Source organism: Hyphomonas sp., assembly GCF_016125515.1.
Classification (GTDB): Bacteria; Pseudomonadota; Alphaproteobacteria; order Caulobacterales; family Hyphomonadaceae; genus Hyphomonas.
Window position 1 is genome coordinate 67450 of record NZ_WGLO01000009.1, and the last position, 16064, is coordinate 83513.

Annotated in this window: 16 protein-coding genes; 7 read left to right on the forward strand and 9 right to left on the reverse strand. The window is 66.8% G+C overall.

From position 1 onward, the window contains the following. Window positions 1-53: 53 nt before the first annotated feature. From ybgF to GC148_RS08435, 5 genes are read left to right on the forward strand one after another with little or no spacing between them, the layout of a single operon-like run. On the forward strand, window positions 54-1001 hold the full coding sequence (gene ybgF, locus GC148_RS08415) for a tol-pal system protein YbgF (protein WP_291070228.1): 948 nt from the start codon (window positions 54-56) through the stop codon (window positions 999-1001). Continuing rightward, complete coding sequence (gene tilS, locus GC148_RS08420; RefSeq protein WP_291070229.1) at window positions 989-2140, forward strand: tRNA lysidine(34) synthetase TilS; 1152 nt, start codon at window positions 989-991, stop codon at window positions 2138-2140. Before ybgF ends, tilS begins: the two co-directional genes overlap by 13 nt. Beyond that, a complete protein-coding gene (gene ftsH / locus GC148_RS08425) occupies window positions 2137-4044 on the forward strand; it encodes an ATP-dependent zinc metalloprotease FtsH (RefSeq protein ID WP_291070230.1) in 1908 nt (635 codons plus the stop codon). The genes tilS and ftsH overlap by 4 nt, the downstream gene beginning before the upstream one ends. 52 nt (window positions 4045-4096) lie before the next feature. Then, complete coding sequence (locus tag GC148_RS08430; RefSeq protein ID WP_291070231.1) at window positions 4097-4696, forward strand: hypothetical protein; 600 nt, start codon at window positions 4097-4099, stop codon at window positions 4694-4696. 7 nt (window positions 4697-4703) lie between these two features. Then, complete coding sequence (locus GC148_RS08435; RefSeq protein WP_291070232.1) at window positions 4704-5072, forward strand: hypothetical protein; 369 nt, start codon at window positions 4704-4706, stop codon at window positions 5070-5072. A gap of 191 nt (window positions 5073-5263) precedes the next feature. Here GC148_RS08435 and purH read toward each other — a convergent pair whose 3' ends face one another. The 6 genes from purH to htpX all read right to left on the reverse strand — a co-directional run bounded on the left by purH (window position 5264) and on the right by htpX (window position 12220). Next, window positions 5264-6847, reverse strand: coding sequence for a bifunctional phosphoribosylaminoimidazolecarboxamide formyltransferase/IMP cyclohydrolase (gene purH, locus GC148_RS08440; protein ID WP_291070233.1), 1584 nt, complete (start codon window positions 6845-6847; stop codon window positions 5264-5266). A 72-nt stretch (window positions 6848-6919) separates the two neighbouring features. Next, entirely contained in the window at window positions 6920-8638 is a 1719-nt protein-coding gene (locus tag GC148_RS08445) for a heparinase II/III family protein (protein ID WP_291070234.1), read from the reverse strand. A gap of 27 nt (window positions 8639-8665) precedes the next feature. Beyond that, on the reverse strand, window positions 8666-9334 hold the full coding sequence (rpe, locus tag GC148_RS08450) for a ribulose-phosphate 3-epimerase (RefSeq protein ID WP_291070235.1): 669 nt from the start codon (window positions 9332-9334) through the stop codon (window positions 8666-8668). Window positions 9335-9389: 55 nt separating this feature from the next. After that, a complete protein-coding gene (locus tag GC148_RS08455; RefSeq protein ID WP_291070236.1) occupies window positions 9390-9896 on the reverse strand; it encodes a glycine zipper 2TM domain-containing protein in 507 nt (168 codons plus the stop codon). A gap of 103 nt (window positions 9897-9999) precedes the next feature. Beyond that, window positions 10000-11274, reverse strand: a complete 1275-nt coding sequence (locus GC148_RS08460; RefSeq protein ID WP_291070237.1) for a transcription antitermination factor NusB — start codon at window positions 11272-11274, stop codon at window positions 10000-10002. Window positions 11275-11305: 31 nt separating this feature from the next. Then, window positions 11306-12220 carry a zinc metalloprotease HtpX gene (gene htpX / locus GC148_RS08465; protein WP_291070238.1) on the reverse strand — a complete coding sequence of 305 codons (915 nt, stop codon included), beginning with the start codon at window positions 12218-12220 and terminating at the stop codon, window positions 11306-11308. 107 nt (window positions 12221-12327) lie between these two features. Here htpX and GC148_RS08470 point away from each other — a divergent pair, with 107 nt between their 5' ends. Continuing rightward, on the forward strand, window positions 12328-12546 hold the full coding sequence (locus GC148_RS08470; protein WP_291070239.1) for a DUF1674 domain-containing protein: 219 nt from the start codon (window positions 12328-12330) through the stop codon (window positions 12544-12546). A gap of 13 nt (window positions 12547-12559) precedes the next feature. Here the strand turns inward: GC148_RS08470 and GC148_RS08475 are convergent, their stop codons facing one another. Beyond that, window positions 12560-13585 carry an aldehyde reductase gene (locus GC148_RS08475; protein ID WP_291070240.1) on the reverse strand — a complete coding sequence of 342 codons (1026 nt, stop codon included), beginning with the start codon at window positions 13583-13585 and terminating at the stop codon, window positions 12560-12562. 101 nt (window positions 13586-13686) lie between these two features. Then, complete coding sequence (locus GC148_RS08480) at window positions 13687-14625, reverse strand: DMT family transporter (RefSeq protein ID WP_291070241.1); 939 nt, start codon at window positions 14623-14625, stop codon at window positions 13687-13689. Window positions 14626-14644: 19 nt separating this feature from the next. Between GC148_RS08480 and GC148_RS08485 the strand changes: the two genes are divergently transcribed. Further along, window positions 14645-14926 (forward strand): hypothetical protein, encoded by a 282-nt coding sequence (locus GC148_RS08485; protein ID WP_291070242.1) that lies wholly within the window; start codon window positions 14645-14647, stop codon window positions 14924-14926. Here GC148_RS08485 and GC148_RS08490 read toward each other — a convergent pair. Next, window positions 14917-15798, reverse strand: coding sequence for an SDR family NAD(P)-dependent oxidoreductase (locus tag GC148_RS08490; protein WP_291070243.1), 882 nt, complete (start codon window positions 15796-15798; stop codon window positions 14917-14919). The genes GC148_RS08485 and GC148_RS08490 overlap by 10 nt on opposite strands. Between the last annotated feature and the right edge of the window lie 266 nt (window positions 15799-16064).

Genomic DNA, 16064 nt, shown 5'->3' on the forward strand with positions numbered 1-16064 from the left:
CTTTTAGTGCCACGCTCGCTGACCTGTTGCTTACCGCCCGGAGTTCTCCCGCCATGATGAAAGCTGCCCTGACGAGTTTTGCCCTTGCCGGCCTGCTGGTCGTGCCGTCCACCGCCCAGGTGGTGATGACGCCCAGCCGGGCGCCGATCACCAAGGGCGTCACCACCGGCGACCTTTCCGTCCAGGTCGATCAGGCTCGCCAGGCCGCTGCTGATCTCCTGATCCAGGTCAACCGTCTTGAAACCCAGCTCAGCAACGTCAATGGTCGCGTCGAGGCGCTCGAGTTCGAGCTTAGCCGCACCCGCGATGCCAACAACGATCTGCTTACGGACAATGAAACACTGGCGCGCGACGCGGCCGCCCTGCGCCAGCAGGTCGACAAGCAGGCCCGCGCCATCGCCGCGATGCAGATGATGCTCGGCATCGAGCCGGAGCCCGAGCCGATCGAGACCTATTCGGCGCTCGGCGATACGGGCGCCCCGCAAGGCTTCGCGTTGGCCCAGCCCCAGTCGAACGGCCGCGGCATCGACAGTTCCGGCCCCGCCCAGCTCGCCACCGGCAGCGCGCTGCCCGAAGGATCGCTCGGCACGCTGCCCGCCAGCCAGCTTCCGGGCGAAGCCGGCGCCCTGTTCGCCGAAGCCAAGGCCCGCCTGATACGCCTCGACTATGCCGGCGCCGAAGAAGCCTTCCGCGCCTTCATTGACCAGTTCGGCAAGGACCCGCAAGCCGGCGAAGCCTATTTCTGGCTGGGCGAAGCCCTCCACCAGCAGCAGGCCTATGCCGACAGCGGCGCTGCCTACACGACCATGATCCGGTCGTACCCGGACGATGTGCGCGCGCCCGATGCCCTCGTGCGCCTCGCCCGCGCCATGCGCTTCCTCGGTGAAACCGAGAAAGCCTGCACCGCGCTCGATACGCTGCCCAAGCGCTATCCGGATGCGACCAAGGTCGTGCGCGATATCGCCGCCGTCGAGCGGACCCGGTCCGGGTGCAAGAACTAGGTCTGATCTCACGATTCACCGCCGCGCTTGATGCGGTCCCGGCGGATGTGCACGCGGGGCCGGTTGGCCTTGCTGTTTCCGGCGGCAGCGATTCCACCGCGCTGCTGCATCTCGCCCGTCGCTGGGCCACCGATCACAGCGCCGCCCTCCACGTGTTCACCGTCGACCATCGCCTGCGCGAGGGTTCGGCCGCCGAAGCCCGGCAGGTAGCCGCCGCGTCGCGCCGCCTCGGCCTGTCGCACACGACACTCATTTGGACCGACCCTGCGCCCCGTCAGTCTGCCGCGCGCCGCGCCCGGCACGCCTTGCTCGCATCGGCCCTGCGCCGCCTCGGCGGCCAGCTGCTCCTCACCGGACACACCGCTGACGACCAGGCTGAAACCGTCCTGATGCGCGCCCGCCAGGGCTCCGGCTGGTATGGTCTGGCGGGCATGCGGCCGCTTTCCCTGTCCCCGGTCTGGCCGGAAGGGCAGGGCGCCTGGATCGTGCGCCCGCTGCTTGGCGCGTTCCGTGCGGACCTGCGCCAGTGGCTGACAGGGCAGGGCGAAGTTTGGGCGGAGGATCCCTCCAACGCCAATCTTGCCTTCGAGCGGGTCCGCGTGCGCGCGCTGCTCACCGGTGCGCCGGAACGCACCCGGCGCGTGCTCGCCTGCCAGCAGCAGTTCGCGCTGTTGCGCCATCTCGAAGATGCCGCGCTTGCCCGCTGGCTTGCCCGCGCGGTCCGTGTCACGCCCGCCGGGCACATCGCCGCCCGGTTCGACGGCCTTCCGCCCGAGCGCGCCGCACGCGGGCTCGGCGTGCTGATCCAATGCGCCGGCGGTCATGAAACGCCCCCCAGGTCCGCCAGCCTGGCCGGCCTTGCGGCGCGCCTTCTCGACACCGCCGGCTTCCGGGGCGCCACGCTGGGCCGGGTCCGGCTGCGCCCGTCGCGCGGGGCCGTGACATTTTCACCCGATCCCGGAAGCCCCGGAAACACGCCCGATCCAGTAGTTCTGGAAGCCCGGATTGACTGTTTTCGAAGGCTTTTCCTCAATTCTCCGCAAGAATTCACCGGAGTTACAGGAAAGGAGTCGTTTTTGCAGGGTTTGACGCCTATCTTCTCTCCAGAACCCGTTTCCTTTTCGCGAGACCTGCCATGAACGTTCGTAACCTTGCCGTTTGGGGCGCTTTGGCGCTTCTGGTCATCGGAATGGCCGTGATGATGGGGGGCAACCCGGAAATCGACCGTGCCAAGCCGGTACGCCTGTCGGACATCTACACCCTTGCCGAACAAGGCAAGCTTGCCGACGCCACGCTCGGCGACACGCAGCTGGTCGTCACAACCTCCGACGGCCAGAAGATGAAGAGCGAGATCCGCGCGCTCGACATGACGACCGAACAGGTGCTGCGCGACAACAACGTGCCCTTCAACGTCGAAGCCGATGTCGGCCGCAACAATGTGGCTTCGGTCCTGTTGTCGCTGTTGCCGATCGTGCTGATCGTCGCTTTCGTGTTCTTCATGATGCGCCAGATGCAGGGCGGCGGTACGCGGGGGGCGATGAGCTTCGGCAAGTCGCGCGCACGTCTCCTCACCGAGAAACATGGCCGCGTGACCTTCGATGACGTCGCCGGCGTCGACGAAGCCAAGGAAGAGCTGCAGGAGATCGTCGAGTTCCTTCAGGATCCGTCCAAGTTCCAGCGCCTCGGCGGCAAGATCCCGAAAGGCGCGCTGCTGGTCGGCCCGCCCGGCACCGGTAAAACGCTGCTCGCCCGCGCCGTCGCGGGGGAGGCTGGCGTGCCCTTCTTCACCATCTCTGGCTCGGATTTCGTCGAAATGTTCGTCGGCGTCGGTGCGAGCCGCGTGCGCGACATGTTCGAACAGGCCAAACGCTCCGCACCCTGCATCATCTTCATCGACGAGATCGACGCGGTCGGCCGTTCGCGCGGCGCCGGCCTCGGCGGCGGCAATGACGAACGCGAACAGACGCTCAACCAGCTGCTCGTCGAAATGGACGGCTTCGAGGCCAATGAAGGCATTATCATCATGGCGGCCACCAACCGCCCTGACGTGCTCGATCCCGCACTCCTGCGTCCGGGCCGCTTCGACCGTCAGGTCACGGTGGGCAATCCGGACATCATCGGCCGCGAGAAGATCCTCAAGGTCCATATGCGCAACGTGCCGCTGGCCAAGGATGTCGAGACCAAGACGATTGCGCGCGGTACGCCCGGCTTCTCCGGCGCGGACCTTGCGAACCTTGTCAACGAAGCTGCACTTCTCGCCGCCCGCCGCGGCAAGCGTGTCGTTGCCATGGCCGAGTTCGAGGACGCCAAGGACAAGGTCCTGATGGGCCCCGAGCGCCGCTCGATGGTGATGTCCGAGAAGGAGAAGGAACTCACCGCCTGGCACGAAGCCGGCCACGCCATCGTGGCGATGAAGGTTCCCGCGGCCGACCCGGTGCACAAGGCAACGATCATTCCCCGCGGCCGCGCGCTCGGCATGGTCATGCAGCTGCCGGAAGACGACAAGCTGTCGATGTCCAAGGTCGAGATGACCTCGCGCCTCGCCATCATCATGGGCGGCCGGGTTGCCGAGGAGCTGAAATTTGGCCTCGACAATGTGACCGCCGGCGCCGCCAGCGACATCCAGCAGGCGACCCGCCTCGCCCGTGCGATGATCACCCGCTGGGGCTATTCGGACCTGATCGGCCCGGTCGATTACGGCTCGGACCAGGGCGACGTGTTCCTCGGCCAGCAGCTGATGCAGTCCTCGCACATCTCGGAAGACACCTCGCGCAAGATCGAGGAAGAAGTCCGCAAACTGATCGAACAGGGCAAGGAAGATGCCCGTCGGATCATGACCGAATCCCGCGCCGACTGGGAAGCGGTGGCGACCGCGCTGCTCGAATACGAGACCCTTTCGGGCGAAGAGATCGCCAACATCATCAAGGGCGTTCCGCCGACCCGGCCGGACGCTTCGGAAGATGATTCCGGACCGTCCTCGGCCGTGCCGGTGATCGGCAAGCGCAAGCGCCCGGGCATCGATCCCTCGCCGAACCCGGCCTGATCCGGTTTCCACCTCCTTTCCTTTGAAGCCCGGCCCTACTAGGCTGGGCTTCATGTTGTTCAGACTGTCCCTTGTTGCCCCCGCCTTCGCCCTTGCCGTAACCGCGTGCGCGAGCGCGCCGGCCGCCTCGCCTGTGTCTGCCTTCGAAGCCGCATTGCAACCCCTGTGCGGGCAGGCCTTCGAAGGCCGTATCGTGACCACGGACAGCCAGGACGACCTGTGGCGCACCGAGCGACTGGTGATGCATGTGCGCGGCTGTGAACCCGGCCTTGTCGAGATTCCCCTCCATGTCGGCGAGAACCGCTCGCGCACCTGGGTATTGATGCAGGTGGGCGAGGCGTGGGAGCTGCGCCACGATCACCGGCACGAGGACGGCGAGCCGGACGTGCTGACGATGTATGGCGGTTTTGCCGTCACGCCGCCGGACGCGCTGCGCCAGGAGTTCCCGGCGGACGAGGCAACCAAGGCGCTGTTCGATGCCGAGGGCATCCCGGTATCGAAGGCGAATGTCTGGGCGGTGGAGATTGATCCATCTGCGAATTTTTTTGCCTATGAGCTGAAGCGGCCGGAGCGCTTCCTGCGCGTCGAGTTTGACACAACCAGACCCGTGGCGCCGCCGCCCGCGCCCTGGGGCTGGCCGCCGCTGAACTGACCCGCCGATGCGCCTGCGGCTGGAGCATGTGGCTGAGCCGCCGCGCACGCCGGTGAGCCGGTTCGTGCACAGGCCGCTGGACGGGCCCTTCCATACCGCATCGCAGTTCGAGCCGCCCTTTCCGGCGCCGGTGGCGGGGAAGGGGTATCCACTCTGGACGCTGGAACATCGCGGCCATGAGCTCAACTTCGCGAGCCCGGAAGAGATGGCCCATGTGGCCGAAGTGATGGGCCAGCGCGTCTTGCCGAAGCCGAGGGTGCTCGGCGCCGAGCAATCGGCGGTGAACTCGCACTGGCTGTCGCGCATGGACAAGGCCTGGCTCAGCTGGAAGGTGCGGCAGGAGATTGTCCGCAAGCTGACGGAAGCGTTCGCCTGAGGCTTGCGCCTCGCAGTCTTCCTAGGATTGCCCCAGCGCACCGTTCGCCAGCACGAAGCCTTTCAAACCGTCGTGCTTCTGCGCGGCAAGGCGCTTGAGCTCTGCAAGGAGAGGCGCGGGCAGGATCATGGTCCAAGAGACCAGGCCGCGCCACTGCACCCATCCTCGGGTGGATGAGGAGTGCAGATGCCTTAATGCCGGAAGTGCCGCGTCCCCGTGAACACCATGGCGAGACCCGCTTCGTCGGCGGCGGCGATGACTTCGTCGTCGCGGATGGAGCCGCCGGGTTGGATGACGGCGGTGGCGCCGGCGCTGGCGGCCTGGAGGAGACCGTCCGGGAACGGAAAGAAGGCGTCTGAGGCCGCGACGCAGCCCTTGGTGCGCGGCTCGGCCCAGCCGGCCGTTTCGGCAGCGTCTTCGGCCTTGCGGGCGGCGATGCGGGCGCTATCGATGCGGCTCATCTGGCCGGCGCCGATGCCGGCAGTGATGCCGTCTTTCGCATAGACAATCGTGTTCGACTTGACGTGCTTGGCCACGCGCCAGGCGAAGAGGAGATCTTCCAGTTCCTGCGGGGTCGGCGCGCGCTTGGTGACGACCTTCAGGTCTGCCTTGGTGATGCGGCCCGCGTCGCGGTCCTGCAGCAGGAAGCCGCCGGCGACCGTCTTGGCGAAGATGCCGGGGGCGGCAGGGTCGGGCAAGCCGTCGGTGATCAGCAGGCGGAGGTTTTTCTTCTTGGCGAAGATCGCCTCAGCGGCGGCGTCGGCGCCGGGTGCGATGACAACTTCAGTGAAGATGTCGGTGATCACTTTCGCGGTCGCCTCGTCCAGCGGACGGTTCAGCGCGACGATTCCGCCAAAGGCGGAGGTGGGATCGCAGGCGAGCGCCTTAGTGTAGGCGTCGATGATGGAGCTGCCGAGGGCGACGCCGCAGGGATTGGCGTGCTTGATGATGGCGACGGCGGGGGTTTCGCTGCCCAGCTCGCCGATCAGCTCATAGGCGGCGTCGGTGTCGTTGATGTTGTTGTAGGAGAGTTCCTTGCCCTGCAGCTGGCGCGCGGTGGCGACGCCCGGGCGTTTCTCGCCCGTGACGTAGAAGGCGGCCTTCTGGTGGGGGTTTTCGCCGTAGCGGAGCGATTGCTGGAGGCGGCCGCCGAGGGCGGCCCAGTCGGGTGCGGCCTCGCCGATCTGGCGGGCGTACCACCCGGAGATGGCGGCGTCATAGGCGGCGGTGCGCGCGTAGGTCTTGGCGGCGAGACGGCGCAGCGTGCCGGGGGAGACTTCGCCGTTCGCATCGAGCTCAGCGAGGACGGCGTCTACATCGGACGTGTCGGTGCAGACGGCGACGAAGGCGTAGTTCTTGGCGGCGGCGCGCAGCATGGCGGGGCCGCCGATGTCGATGTTCTCGATACAGGTTTCGAAATCCGCGCCGGAGGCGACGGTGGCCTCGAAGGGGTAGAGGTTGACGTAGATCAGGTCGATCGGAGCGATGCCGTGGGTGCGCGCGTCGGCGACGTGCTGGTCATTGTCGCGCAGGAAGAGGAGGCCGCCGTGCACCATCGGATGGAGCGTCTTAACGCGGCCGTCCATCATTTCCGGGAAGCCGGTGAGCTCGGCGACGTCCATGACCGGGAGGCCGGCCTCCTTGAGGGCCTTGGAGGTGCCGCCGGTGGAGATGAGGTCCGCGCCGTGGCTGCGAAGGCGGGTGGCCTGGTCGATCAGGCCGGTCTTGTCGGACACGGAGATCAGGGCGCGGCGGATCTTGAGGGGGGCGGACATGGCGGGGCTCCGTGGGCGGCTTGCGCGGGGCCTAGCACGGAAGGCGCGGGGGTCAAGCTGCCGGAATGCCGCTCAGGCCTCGCGGACGAAGGCCCAGCGGATGCAGTTGGGGGGCTGGCTGCCATCGCCGTTCGGATCAGCAAAGCCGGCGAGCACGATCTGTTCGGGCTGCTCGACGATGCCGCGGGCGAGGTAGACCGTCTTTTCGAGGCGCGCGCCCTCGTGGCTGGTGCGGAAGCGCCAGACATGGCCGGTGTCGCACATCAGGCGGATGGCATCCTTGCCCATCATGGCGGTGACGGTGGGGTGGAGGTGGAAGCGGATCTCGAAGGGGATCGGCTTCTTGTCGTCGGCGGGGGTCTGGGCGACGGGGCGGACGAGGGAGTCCTCGCCGGTCAGCCGGTCGCCCTCGCCGGAGATGAAGATGCGGCGGCGATGGAGCAGGCCGTAAGCGGCCTTGTAGCCGGCATGCTGGGCGTCGAGCCAGATCTCGGCGGCCTCCTCAAGGCGTTTGGCGGCGATGCCTTCCGGGCCGATCAGGGCCCGCAGTCGGGTTTCGTCATTGACGATGAAGACGCCCGAATCGCGCCCGCCGAGGATGAGGGTGGAGTGAGCCGAGGTGCGGCGTACGGCGGCCTGCCAGTCGACATTCACTTCGGCCGAGTAGCCGCAGGAGGTGACGATGCGGGCGGGGCCGTCGGACAGCTCGAAGCCGAGGGCCCCGGCGCGGGCATGGTCGCCGAAGGGGCGGGGCGGGGCCTCGCCGCAATCGAGCACGAGGCGCAGGTCGCCCTTCTCGACTTTCTGGAAGCCGGACTTCGGCGCGAACATGAACTTGCGCGGCGGTGCAGACAGGCGGTCGAGCGCGGCGTTCACTACTTCGGGGCGCGACTCGTCGCCGTCATGGAACGTGTTGAGGGCGCCGTCGCCGGCCTGGAAGAAGGCGAGCATGGCGCCGATGCGGGGGATCCAGCGGTCCATCCAGTCCGGCACCGGGCGGCCGGCGCGCTGCAGGGCGTCGGACAGGGTCTGCAGGTGGATCAGCGCGGTCAGGACATGGGCGGGGCTGCGCGTGACATGGCCGCCATCGGGCAGGATCTGCGCGGTGCATTCGGCTTCGAGCCGGTCCAGCGCATCGCCGAGACCCGAGCCGGCGCGCAGGCAGAGCGAGCCGGCAACGAGGACGACGGCGCCGAGCCAGCGCGATTTCGGATCATTGGCCGCGCCGAGGGTTTCCTGGATGTAGCGCAGCTGGCGCGACAGGCTTTCGAGGCGTGCAGTTCGGACGTCGTCGTCGCCCGCTTCCAGCAGGTCCGGGCCGCAGCGCAGCCAGTTCCAGCAGCGGCTGGTGGTGGGCTCGAGGCGCCAGGCAAAGCCGTGGAACTTGCCGAATTTCGACACCCAGTCATCGGTCAGCGCGATCAGGCGCGCCTTGCCGGCCTCGCCCTGCGCGAGGTCGCAGGCCCAGCCGAACCGGTGCACCCGGTCGGCGAAATGGCGCGAGGGCATCTCGACGCTCCAGGGCGACTGGCCGGGCTGGAGCACGATACGCTGCTGGCCGATACGCCAGATATCGCGCAGCAAGGCCTCGCCGCGCCGGTCGTCCGGGGGCAGAAGGTTTTTCAGGTGCAGGCTGTAGGCGGTGGGCGCCGATCCGGTGAGCTTCAGCTTCTGCAGCGTGGAGACCTTGGCGTCTTCCCCGGCGACACCGCGGAAGCGGCGCCAGAGGGCAGCGTCATCGCTGCTCGTCCGTGTCCGGTCTGCCTGAAACTCTTCGCCGATGTCTGACAAGTCCTGGCCGTCCAATTTAAGCGGCTCTCAAACCCGAACCTTGGGGCGCAGCGCCTCGATGTTGCTGGCATAGGCAGACGGGCCGCCCTGGAAAACGGCGGAGCCGGCGACCACGGCCGTCACCCCGGCGGCGATCGCCTTCGGGGTCGTCTCGGCATTCAGGCCGCCATCGATTTCGAGGAGGATGTCGCGCCCGGTAGCGTCGATCATGCGGCGCAATTGTTCGACCTTGCGCAGCTGGCTGGTGATGAAGCTCTGGCCGCCAAAGCCGGGGTTCACCGACATGACCAGCACGAGGTCGATGTCGTCGATCACGGGTTCGATCACGCTGGCCGGTGTGCCCGGATTGAGCGCGACGCCCGGGCGCATGCCGGCGGCGCGGATGGCCTGGAGGGTGCGATGCAGGTGCGGGCCGGATTCCGGATGAACCGTGAGGATGTCGGCGCCAGCCCTGGCGAAGGCGGCGATGAAGGGATCCACCGGCGCGATCATCAGGTGTACGTCGAACGGCTTTTTCGTGTGCGGGCGGAGCTTCTCGATCACCGGCGGGCCGAAGGTGAGGTTGGGCACGAAATGCCCGTCCATCACGTCGACGTGGATCATGTCGGCCCCGGCGGCGTCGATGGCGCGGATTTCCTCGCCGAGCTTTGCGAAGTCAGCGGAGAGAATCGAAGGGGAAATGAGGACCTTGCTCATCCTCAATCCCTAAAAGGGAACAGCCGGCTGCACAAGGCAGCCGGCTGTCCGATTGTCAGGCCTTTGCCCGGATGTACCGGGGAATCAGCTTCCAGCCATCCGCGCCGGCGATGGCGCTGACCGGGGTGCCCGGCTGGATGTAGATGTCGGCGCCCTGGACGATCTCTTTCACTTCGCCATTGTCGAAGCGAACGATGTAGGCATAGCCGCGCTGGGTACCGACCGCCTTGCCGGCTTCGTTGCCGGCCATGCCGCCGAGTACTGCGCCACCGATGGCACCGGCCGTCTGGGCCTTGTCGCCGCCGCCAAGCTCGGAGCCCGCGAGGCCGCCGAGCACAGCACCGGTGGCGGCGCCGATGATCGAGCGATCCGGCTTGATGATCACTTCGCGCGCCGAGGTGACGACGCCGGTGTAAACAGTGGAGGCTTGGCCGACCGAGCGCGAGCTCGTGGTGCCGGTCCCGTAGGAGTTGGCACAGCCGGCGAGGGCCAGTGTCAGGGCAGCCATGGCGCCAGCAATCGCTTTACGCGTGGCCGAGTGTGCAGAAAGCTGCATCATCATTCGAAGTCTTCCTTTCGCATTGCATACCTGCGATGGGGCCATATAGCCCGTAACCGCCTGAATAGGACATGAATTCTCGCTGGGAATTGCGTTCATTTGACGGCTAAACGCCGGACGCGGCCAATCGGGCGATATAGAAGGCGTCACAATCCCGTGAGGGGCCTGGCAGGGTCTGCACGTCGCCGTCCGGGGTGACGCAATCCTCGAAACCTGGGCATTCGGCGGGCGGAACGGGCCGCCTGACAAGCTTGCCATTGGTTACCGCAGCATTGACCACGTCGCGCCCTTCGGCCGCGATCGGCGAGCAGACGCAGTAGACCAGCGTGCCGCCGGGCGCGAGGAGGTTGGCTGCTGCGGCGAGCAGCCGCGCCTGAACGCCGGGAAACCGCGCGACATCGGCCTCGGTCTTGATCCAGGCGCCTTCCGGGTGGCGGCGCAGGGTACCGAGGGCTGAGCAGGGGGCGTCGAGCAGGATCTTGTGGAATGTCCGGCCGGGATCCCAGGCTTCGGCATCGGCGACAATGACCTCCGCCGAAAGGCCTGTGCGGGAGAGGTTTTCCTTCAGCCGTTCCAGACGCGGCGCCGACCGGTCGAGCGCCGTGACGAGGGCGCCGGTCGCGGCCAGCTGCAGTGTCTTGCCGCCGGGCGCGGCGCAGAGGTCGAGCACGGCCTCGCCGGGCGCCGCCGCAAGCAGTTTCGCGGGAAGGGCGGCGGCCTGGTCCTGCACCCACCATTGACCGTCGGCATAGCCGGGCAGGTCCTCGACCGCGCCGCCGGGCGCTTCGACGGATCCGGAGGGCAGGCGGGTGCCGGCAACAAGGGCGGCGAGGTCTTCGGGTGAGCCTTTGGCGGTCAGGTGGAGCGCCGGCTCTTGGCGCTGGGCCTCGGCGAGTGCGCGGGCGCCGTCCGTACCCAGACTGTCGACGAAGGCGGCGCTGAGCCAGTCCGGCCAGATCGATTCGGGTGCCAGAACGGTCGCGGGCGGGGCGGCTTCGGAGACGCGGCGCAGGGCGGCGTTGAGAAAGCTTCCGCCGGAGCGCGAGCCGCGCGACAGGCGGGCGGCATCGACCGTGGCATTGACGGCGGCGTGGGGGGCAACGTCGAGGAACCAGATCTGCGCGGCGCCGGCGCGGATCAGCGCGCGGATTTCGACGCCGGTGGCGGCAAGCGGGCGGGACAGGAACGGCTGCACGGTCCGGTCGATCCAGCCGAGATGGCGCAGGCCCGCCGACGCAATGGCGCGGGCGAAGCCACGGTCGGAGCCTTCCAGTTCGTTATAGGTGTCCGACAGGGTCATCGCTTCGTCGAGCGTGCGGCGCTTGTCGATCGTCAGATGCAGGAGCTCGGCGGCGGCCAGCCGCGATCCGGCGCCGCTCATGCGCCGGCGCCGATGCGGGCAGGCGTCAGGATCAGCCCCATGGGCCAGCCGTGCGGCGCGGGGTGAGTTCGGCGCTGCGCATCTCGGTGACGCCCATTTCGCCGGCAAGACGGCGCAGGGCTTCGACCCGGTTGGCCGTCGACGGATGGGTCGAGAAGAAATTGTCGACGCCCCGGCCGTTCAGGGGATTGGAAATATACATATGGGCCATGGCCGGCGTGCGCTCTGCATACGGATTGATCTGGGCGCGCGCGCCGCGCTCGATCTTCTCCAGCGCCGAGGCGAGCCAGAGCGGGTTGCCGCAGATTTCGGCGCCGTGCGCGTCGGCCTCATACTCGCGTGAGCGGCTGATGGCCATCTGCACGAGACCGGCGGCCAGCGGGGCGAGGATCATGATCGCGAGCCCGGCGATGGGATTGGAGCGGCCCTCGGAATCGCGCGGGCCGAAGAAGAGGGCGAAGTTTGCCAGCATGCCGATCGCGCCGGCGAGGGTGGCGGTGACGGTCATGGTGAGGGTGTCGCGGTTCTTCACATGGGCGAGCTCGTGCGCCATCACGCCGGCGACTTCCTCCCGGGTGAGCAGGCTGAGCAGGCCCGTGGTGGCGACGACGGCAGCGTGGTGGGGATCGCGCCCGGTGGCGAAGGCGTTCGGCTGGGGCGTGTCGATGATATAGATCTTCGGCTCCGGCAGGCCGCCGCGCTCGGCGAGGCGTGCCACATCCTGGCGGAAGGCGCGCAGCATGGGGTTTGAGGTGCCTTCGGGCACTTCCTGGGCGCCCTGCATGCGCAGCACGATCTTGTCGGAGTTCCACCAGGCGAAGATGTTCATGCACGCGGCGACGGCAAACGCGATGGTCATGCCGAGCGTGCCGCCAATCAGATAGCCTATTCCGACGAACAAGGCCGTCAGGATGGCGAGAAGGACGAACGTTTTGGCGGTGCCCATGGGTGAGCGGTCTCCTTGGTCTGGGTGCGGAATGACGACACGACGCAGCGGACAATCTGCTACGCGCAGACTATATGGGAAATCGTAAACGGAACAGGAAGACTCGAATGGCGGATGACGACGCGGCAAACGCGGCAGGCCTGCCGGCCGAAGAGGCGGCCCGCCGGGCGGCACTGCCGGAAGCCGCACGCCGCGCGCTGGAAGAGGCCGACGCCCGCAAACGGGCCGAACTTGCGCTGCCGATAGACGAAAAAGGCGGCCCGAGGGGCGTCGAGCCCACACGCTACGGCGACTGGGAGCGCAAGGGCATTACGTACGACTTTTAGAGGCTGCGAAGAGCTAGACGGCCTTATGTTCGATGAGGCTTTTGGCGCCCGAGATGATGGCTTCTTCGGCGCTGCGACAGGTCCAGCCGAGGACGCGTTTGGCCTTTTCGCTGGAGACATTGCGTTCGCGGTTCAGTTCCGGGATGACCTGCTTCACGGCGGGGTTGATGTTGGCCATCAGTTTCAGCATCCAGCCCGGCAGCTCGCCCTTCGGCAGTTTCTTCTCGTAGGCGGGCGGCAGCTGGCCGCGCAGCGTGTCGGCGACCTGCGAGAACCACATGAACTTGTCGCAGACGAGGAAGCGCTCGCCGGCCGCGGCAGGGTTGGTCATCGCAAGCACATGGGCTGAGGCAACGTCGCGGACATCCACAATGCCGAAGCCAACGCGCGGTGTGCCGGGCAGCTTGCCGGAGAGCAGCTGGGTGAGGATCTCGACCGAGGCGGAGAAGTCACCGCTCATCACTGGGCCGAGCACGGCGGCGGGGTTGATGGTGACCAGCTCAAGGCCTTTGCCTTCGTCGTTGACATAGGCCCAGGCGGCGCGCTCCGCGATGGTCTTGGAGCGCGTATAGGCGGTGTTGTCCTTGAGGTTGCCCGAGTCCGACCAGTGTTCCTCGGTCAGCAGTTTGGGGCGTTTGTCACCCCAGCCATAAGCGACGGCGGCCATCGAGGAGGTCATCACGACGCGCTTCACGCCGGCAGCTTTCGCGGCCTTCAGGACGCGCAGGGCGCCGTCATGCGCCGGAACGATCAGATCGTCGGGATCCTTCGGCAGGTTGGCCGGAATGGGGGAGGCGATGTGCTGGACAAAATCCATGCCCTCGCAGGCTTCGGCCCATCCGGCATCGCTTGAGAGGTCCGCCGCGCGGATGGAGACGCGGATGTCGTGGCCGGCATAGGCGCTCAAGGTCTTGTTGAGGGCGTTGGCCTTGGTGGCGGAACGCGCCGTTCCAGTCACCTCATGGCCGGCCTCCACCAGCTGATGTATGACATGGCCGGCGATGAAGCCGGTCGCGCCGGTGACGAGAACTTTGGCCATTGTAACCCTCCCCGAGTTTCGTAAACAATAAACGATTTGTTTGTTGTTCACAAGCGGAAAGGGCCTGCCATGTTCTGGCCCCTGGCGACGCCTTTCCCGTATCAGATCTTCGGGGGCTGGGGCGGTTTCACGCGGTTCAGGACGTGCTCGCGCCAGGTGATGTAGAGTGTCGAGACGACGATGATGCCGGCGCCGGCCCAGACGAAGATGCCGGGCAGGGCGCGGATCATGAACCAGTCAGCCGTCGCGCCCATCGGCAGGCGCAGATAGTCCATCGGCGACAGGAAGGACGCATCGCCGACCGACATGCCCTTGATGAAACAAAACTGCGCGACGACCCCGAAGAAGGCCATGCCGGCGATCTGAATCCATTCCCCGCTGCTGGGCACGGCCCAGACCGCGAGGGCGGCGGGCAGGATGAAGATCGAGGAAAGGAGGTTTGCCCAGATCAGCAAGGCGAGGGGCTGGTGCACGCCGGTCAGCGATTTCACCAGTACGATGGTGAAGGCAAAGCAGAGCGAGGAGAGGATGGCGAAGACGCTGCCCGCATTGAAGTGCGCGCCGCCCTCCTGGCCGATCAGGGCGGGCAGGAGGGTCATCACCAGCACGCCGATGAAGCCGACGATCACCGCGGTGGAGCGGTGAACGCCCACCTTCTCGTGCAGCAGGAACATGGCGAGCAGCGTGACGAACAGGGGGCGGGTGAAACTGAGGGCGTTGAACTCGGCCAGCGGCAGGCCGAATTTGGGCCAGATGGCGATCAGGCCGAACACGAAACCCGCCGAGCCGATCAGGCTGCGGGTGACCAGAGCGCCGAACCGGGCGGTGTGGATGCGGACATGCAGGAACCAGATCAGCGGCGCGGCGAAGAGGAAAGCCAGGAAACTGCGCCAGAAGGCCAGGAAGACCGGGTGGATATCAGCCGTGATCTCCTTGGCGAGGGCGAGGTGCAGCGTGTAGCCAACCCCGGACAGGATCATCCACAGCGCGCCCTGAAGATTGCCCGACAGCGGCCGGCGCCGTATTGATGGGTCTGCCAAGGGGGGCCGGTTGCTGCTCATGCCTGATTTTTCACCTGATGACATCGACGAAATCGACCGACTGTGGCGCAGCCTGCCGCCGAGCCATATGTGGACCGGATGGGCAGCGGCCGGCGAGCGGCCCGAGATTGTCTGGATATTCCGTACACTGACGCACTGGCGGCGTTTCCCTCTCACCCGGACCGAGGCAGGCTACGCCCTCAGTGATGACCGCGGCAACCTGTTTCGGGAAGCCGGGTCGCTCGGCGAACTGTTGCTCGCGGTCGAAGCCGTGCCGCGCCGGGCTGCCGATCAGCCCTGACCGGCGGCCTGCGCGAGGCGCATCTGTTCAGCCTGTTCGGGTGTGATGCCCAGCGAATCGAGCAGGGGGCTGGCAGCCGTTTCGTCCCAGCTGTGACGCGGGCCCACCATCATGCCGCCATCGACGAGGAATTCGCCGCCGGTGATGAAGCCGGCCGCATCCGAAGCGAGGAAGGCGGCCATTTCAGCGATGTCGGCCCCTTTGCCGACGCGGCCGATGGGCTGCATCTTGCCGCCGGCCTGGGACAGCAATTCAGCCATCTGGTCGGCCTGTTCGCGGGGCAGTCCCAGCGAGGCGCCGAAGATCGAGGTGGCGATGAAACCCGGCAGGATCGCATTGACGCGGATCTTGTATTTCGAGAGTTCGGCCGCGGCGAGTTTGGAGAAGTGCGCAACGCCCTTCTTGGCGACCGAATAGGTGATCGGCGCATAGCCGGCCGTGACGGCGCTGATGGAAGACGTGTTGATGATCGCGCCGCCTTTTTCCTTCATGTGCGGAATGGCGAACTTCGTACCGGCGAAGACCTGCTTCAGGAGCAGGTTCATCGTGTGGTCGTAGCCGTCGAGGTCCAGTTCTTCCACCGTGGTGGGCGTGCCGCCATGGCCGGCATTGTTCCAGACGATGTCGAGCGATCCGAAATATTTCGGGCCGGCGGCCATGATGGCTTCCAGTTCGGTCATGTTGGTTACATCGCAATGGACATAGCGCAGCTTGTCCGGGCCGAAGCGCGTTTCCAGCGCCTTGCCCTTTTCGTCCTGGATGTCTCCGGCGATGACTTTCGCGCCGGCGGCAATGAACACTTCAACGCCGGCGAGGCCGATGCCGCTTGCGGCGCCGGTGATCACGGCCACCTTCCCTTTGAGATCTGCCATCTGATCCTCCCGATTTTGTGGCTTGCTCCGGGTCGACATGCGCCGCCTTTCCGCGAGGGGCGTCAAGAGCGAAGTTGACGGGGGCGTCAGGATGCTTGTGGTACGAATGGGAGCGGATCGCGAGCGTTCAGATGCTTCGTGCGCGCCAGTTCCAGGCGACACTGGAGGTCAATCTGGACGCTCTGGGCGCGGCGAAACCCCGATGAAGCCGGCGCCGGAATTCGCCTGAGGAGCGCCGTGCTAATGAAATGGAAGAGAAGGGGGGG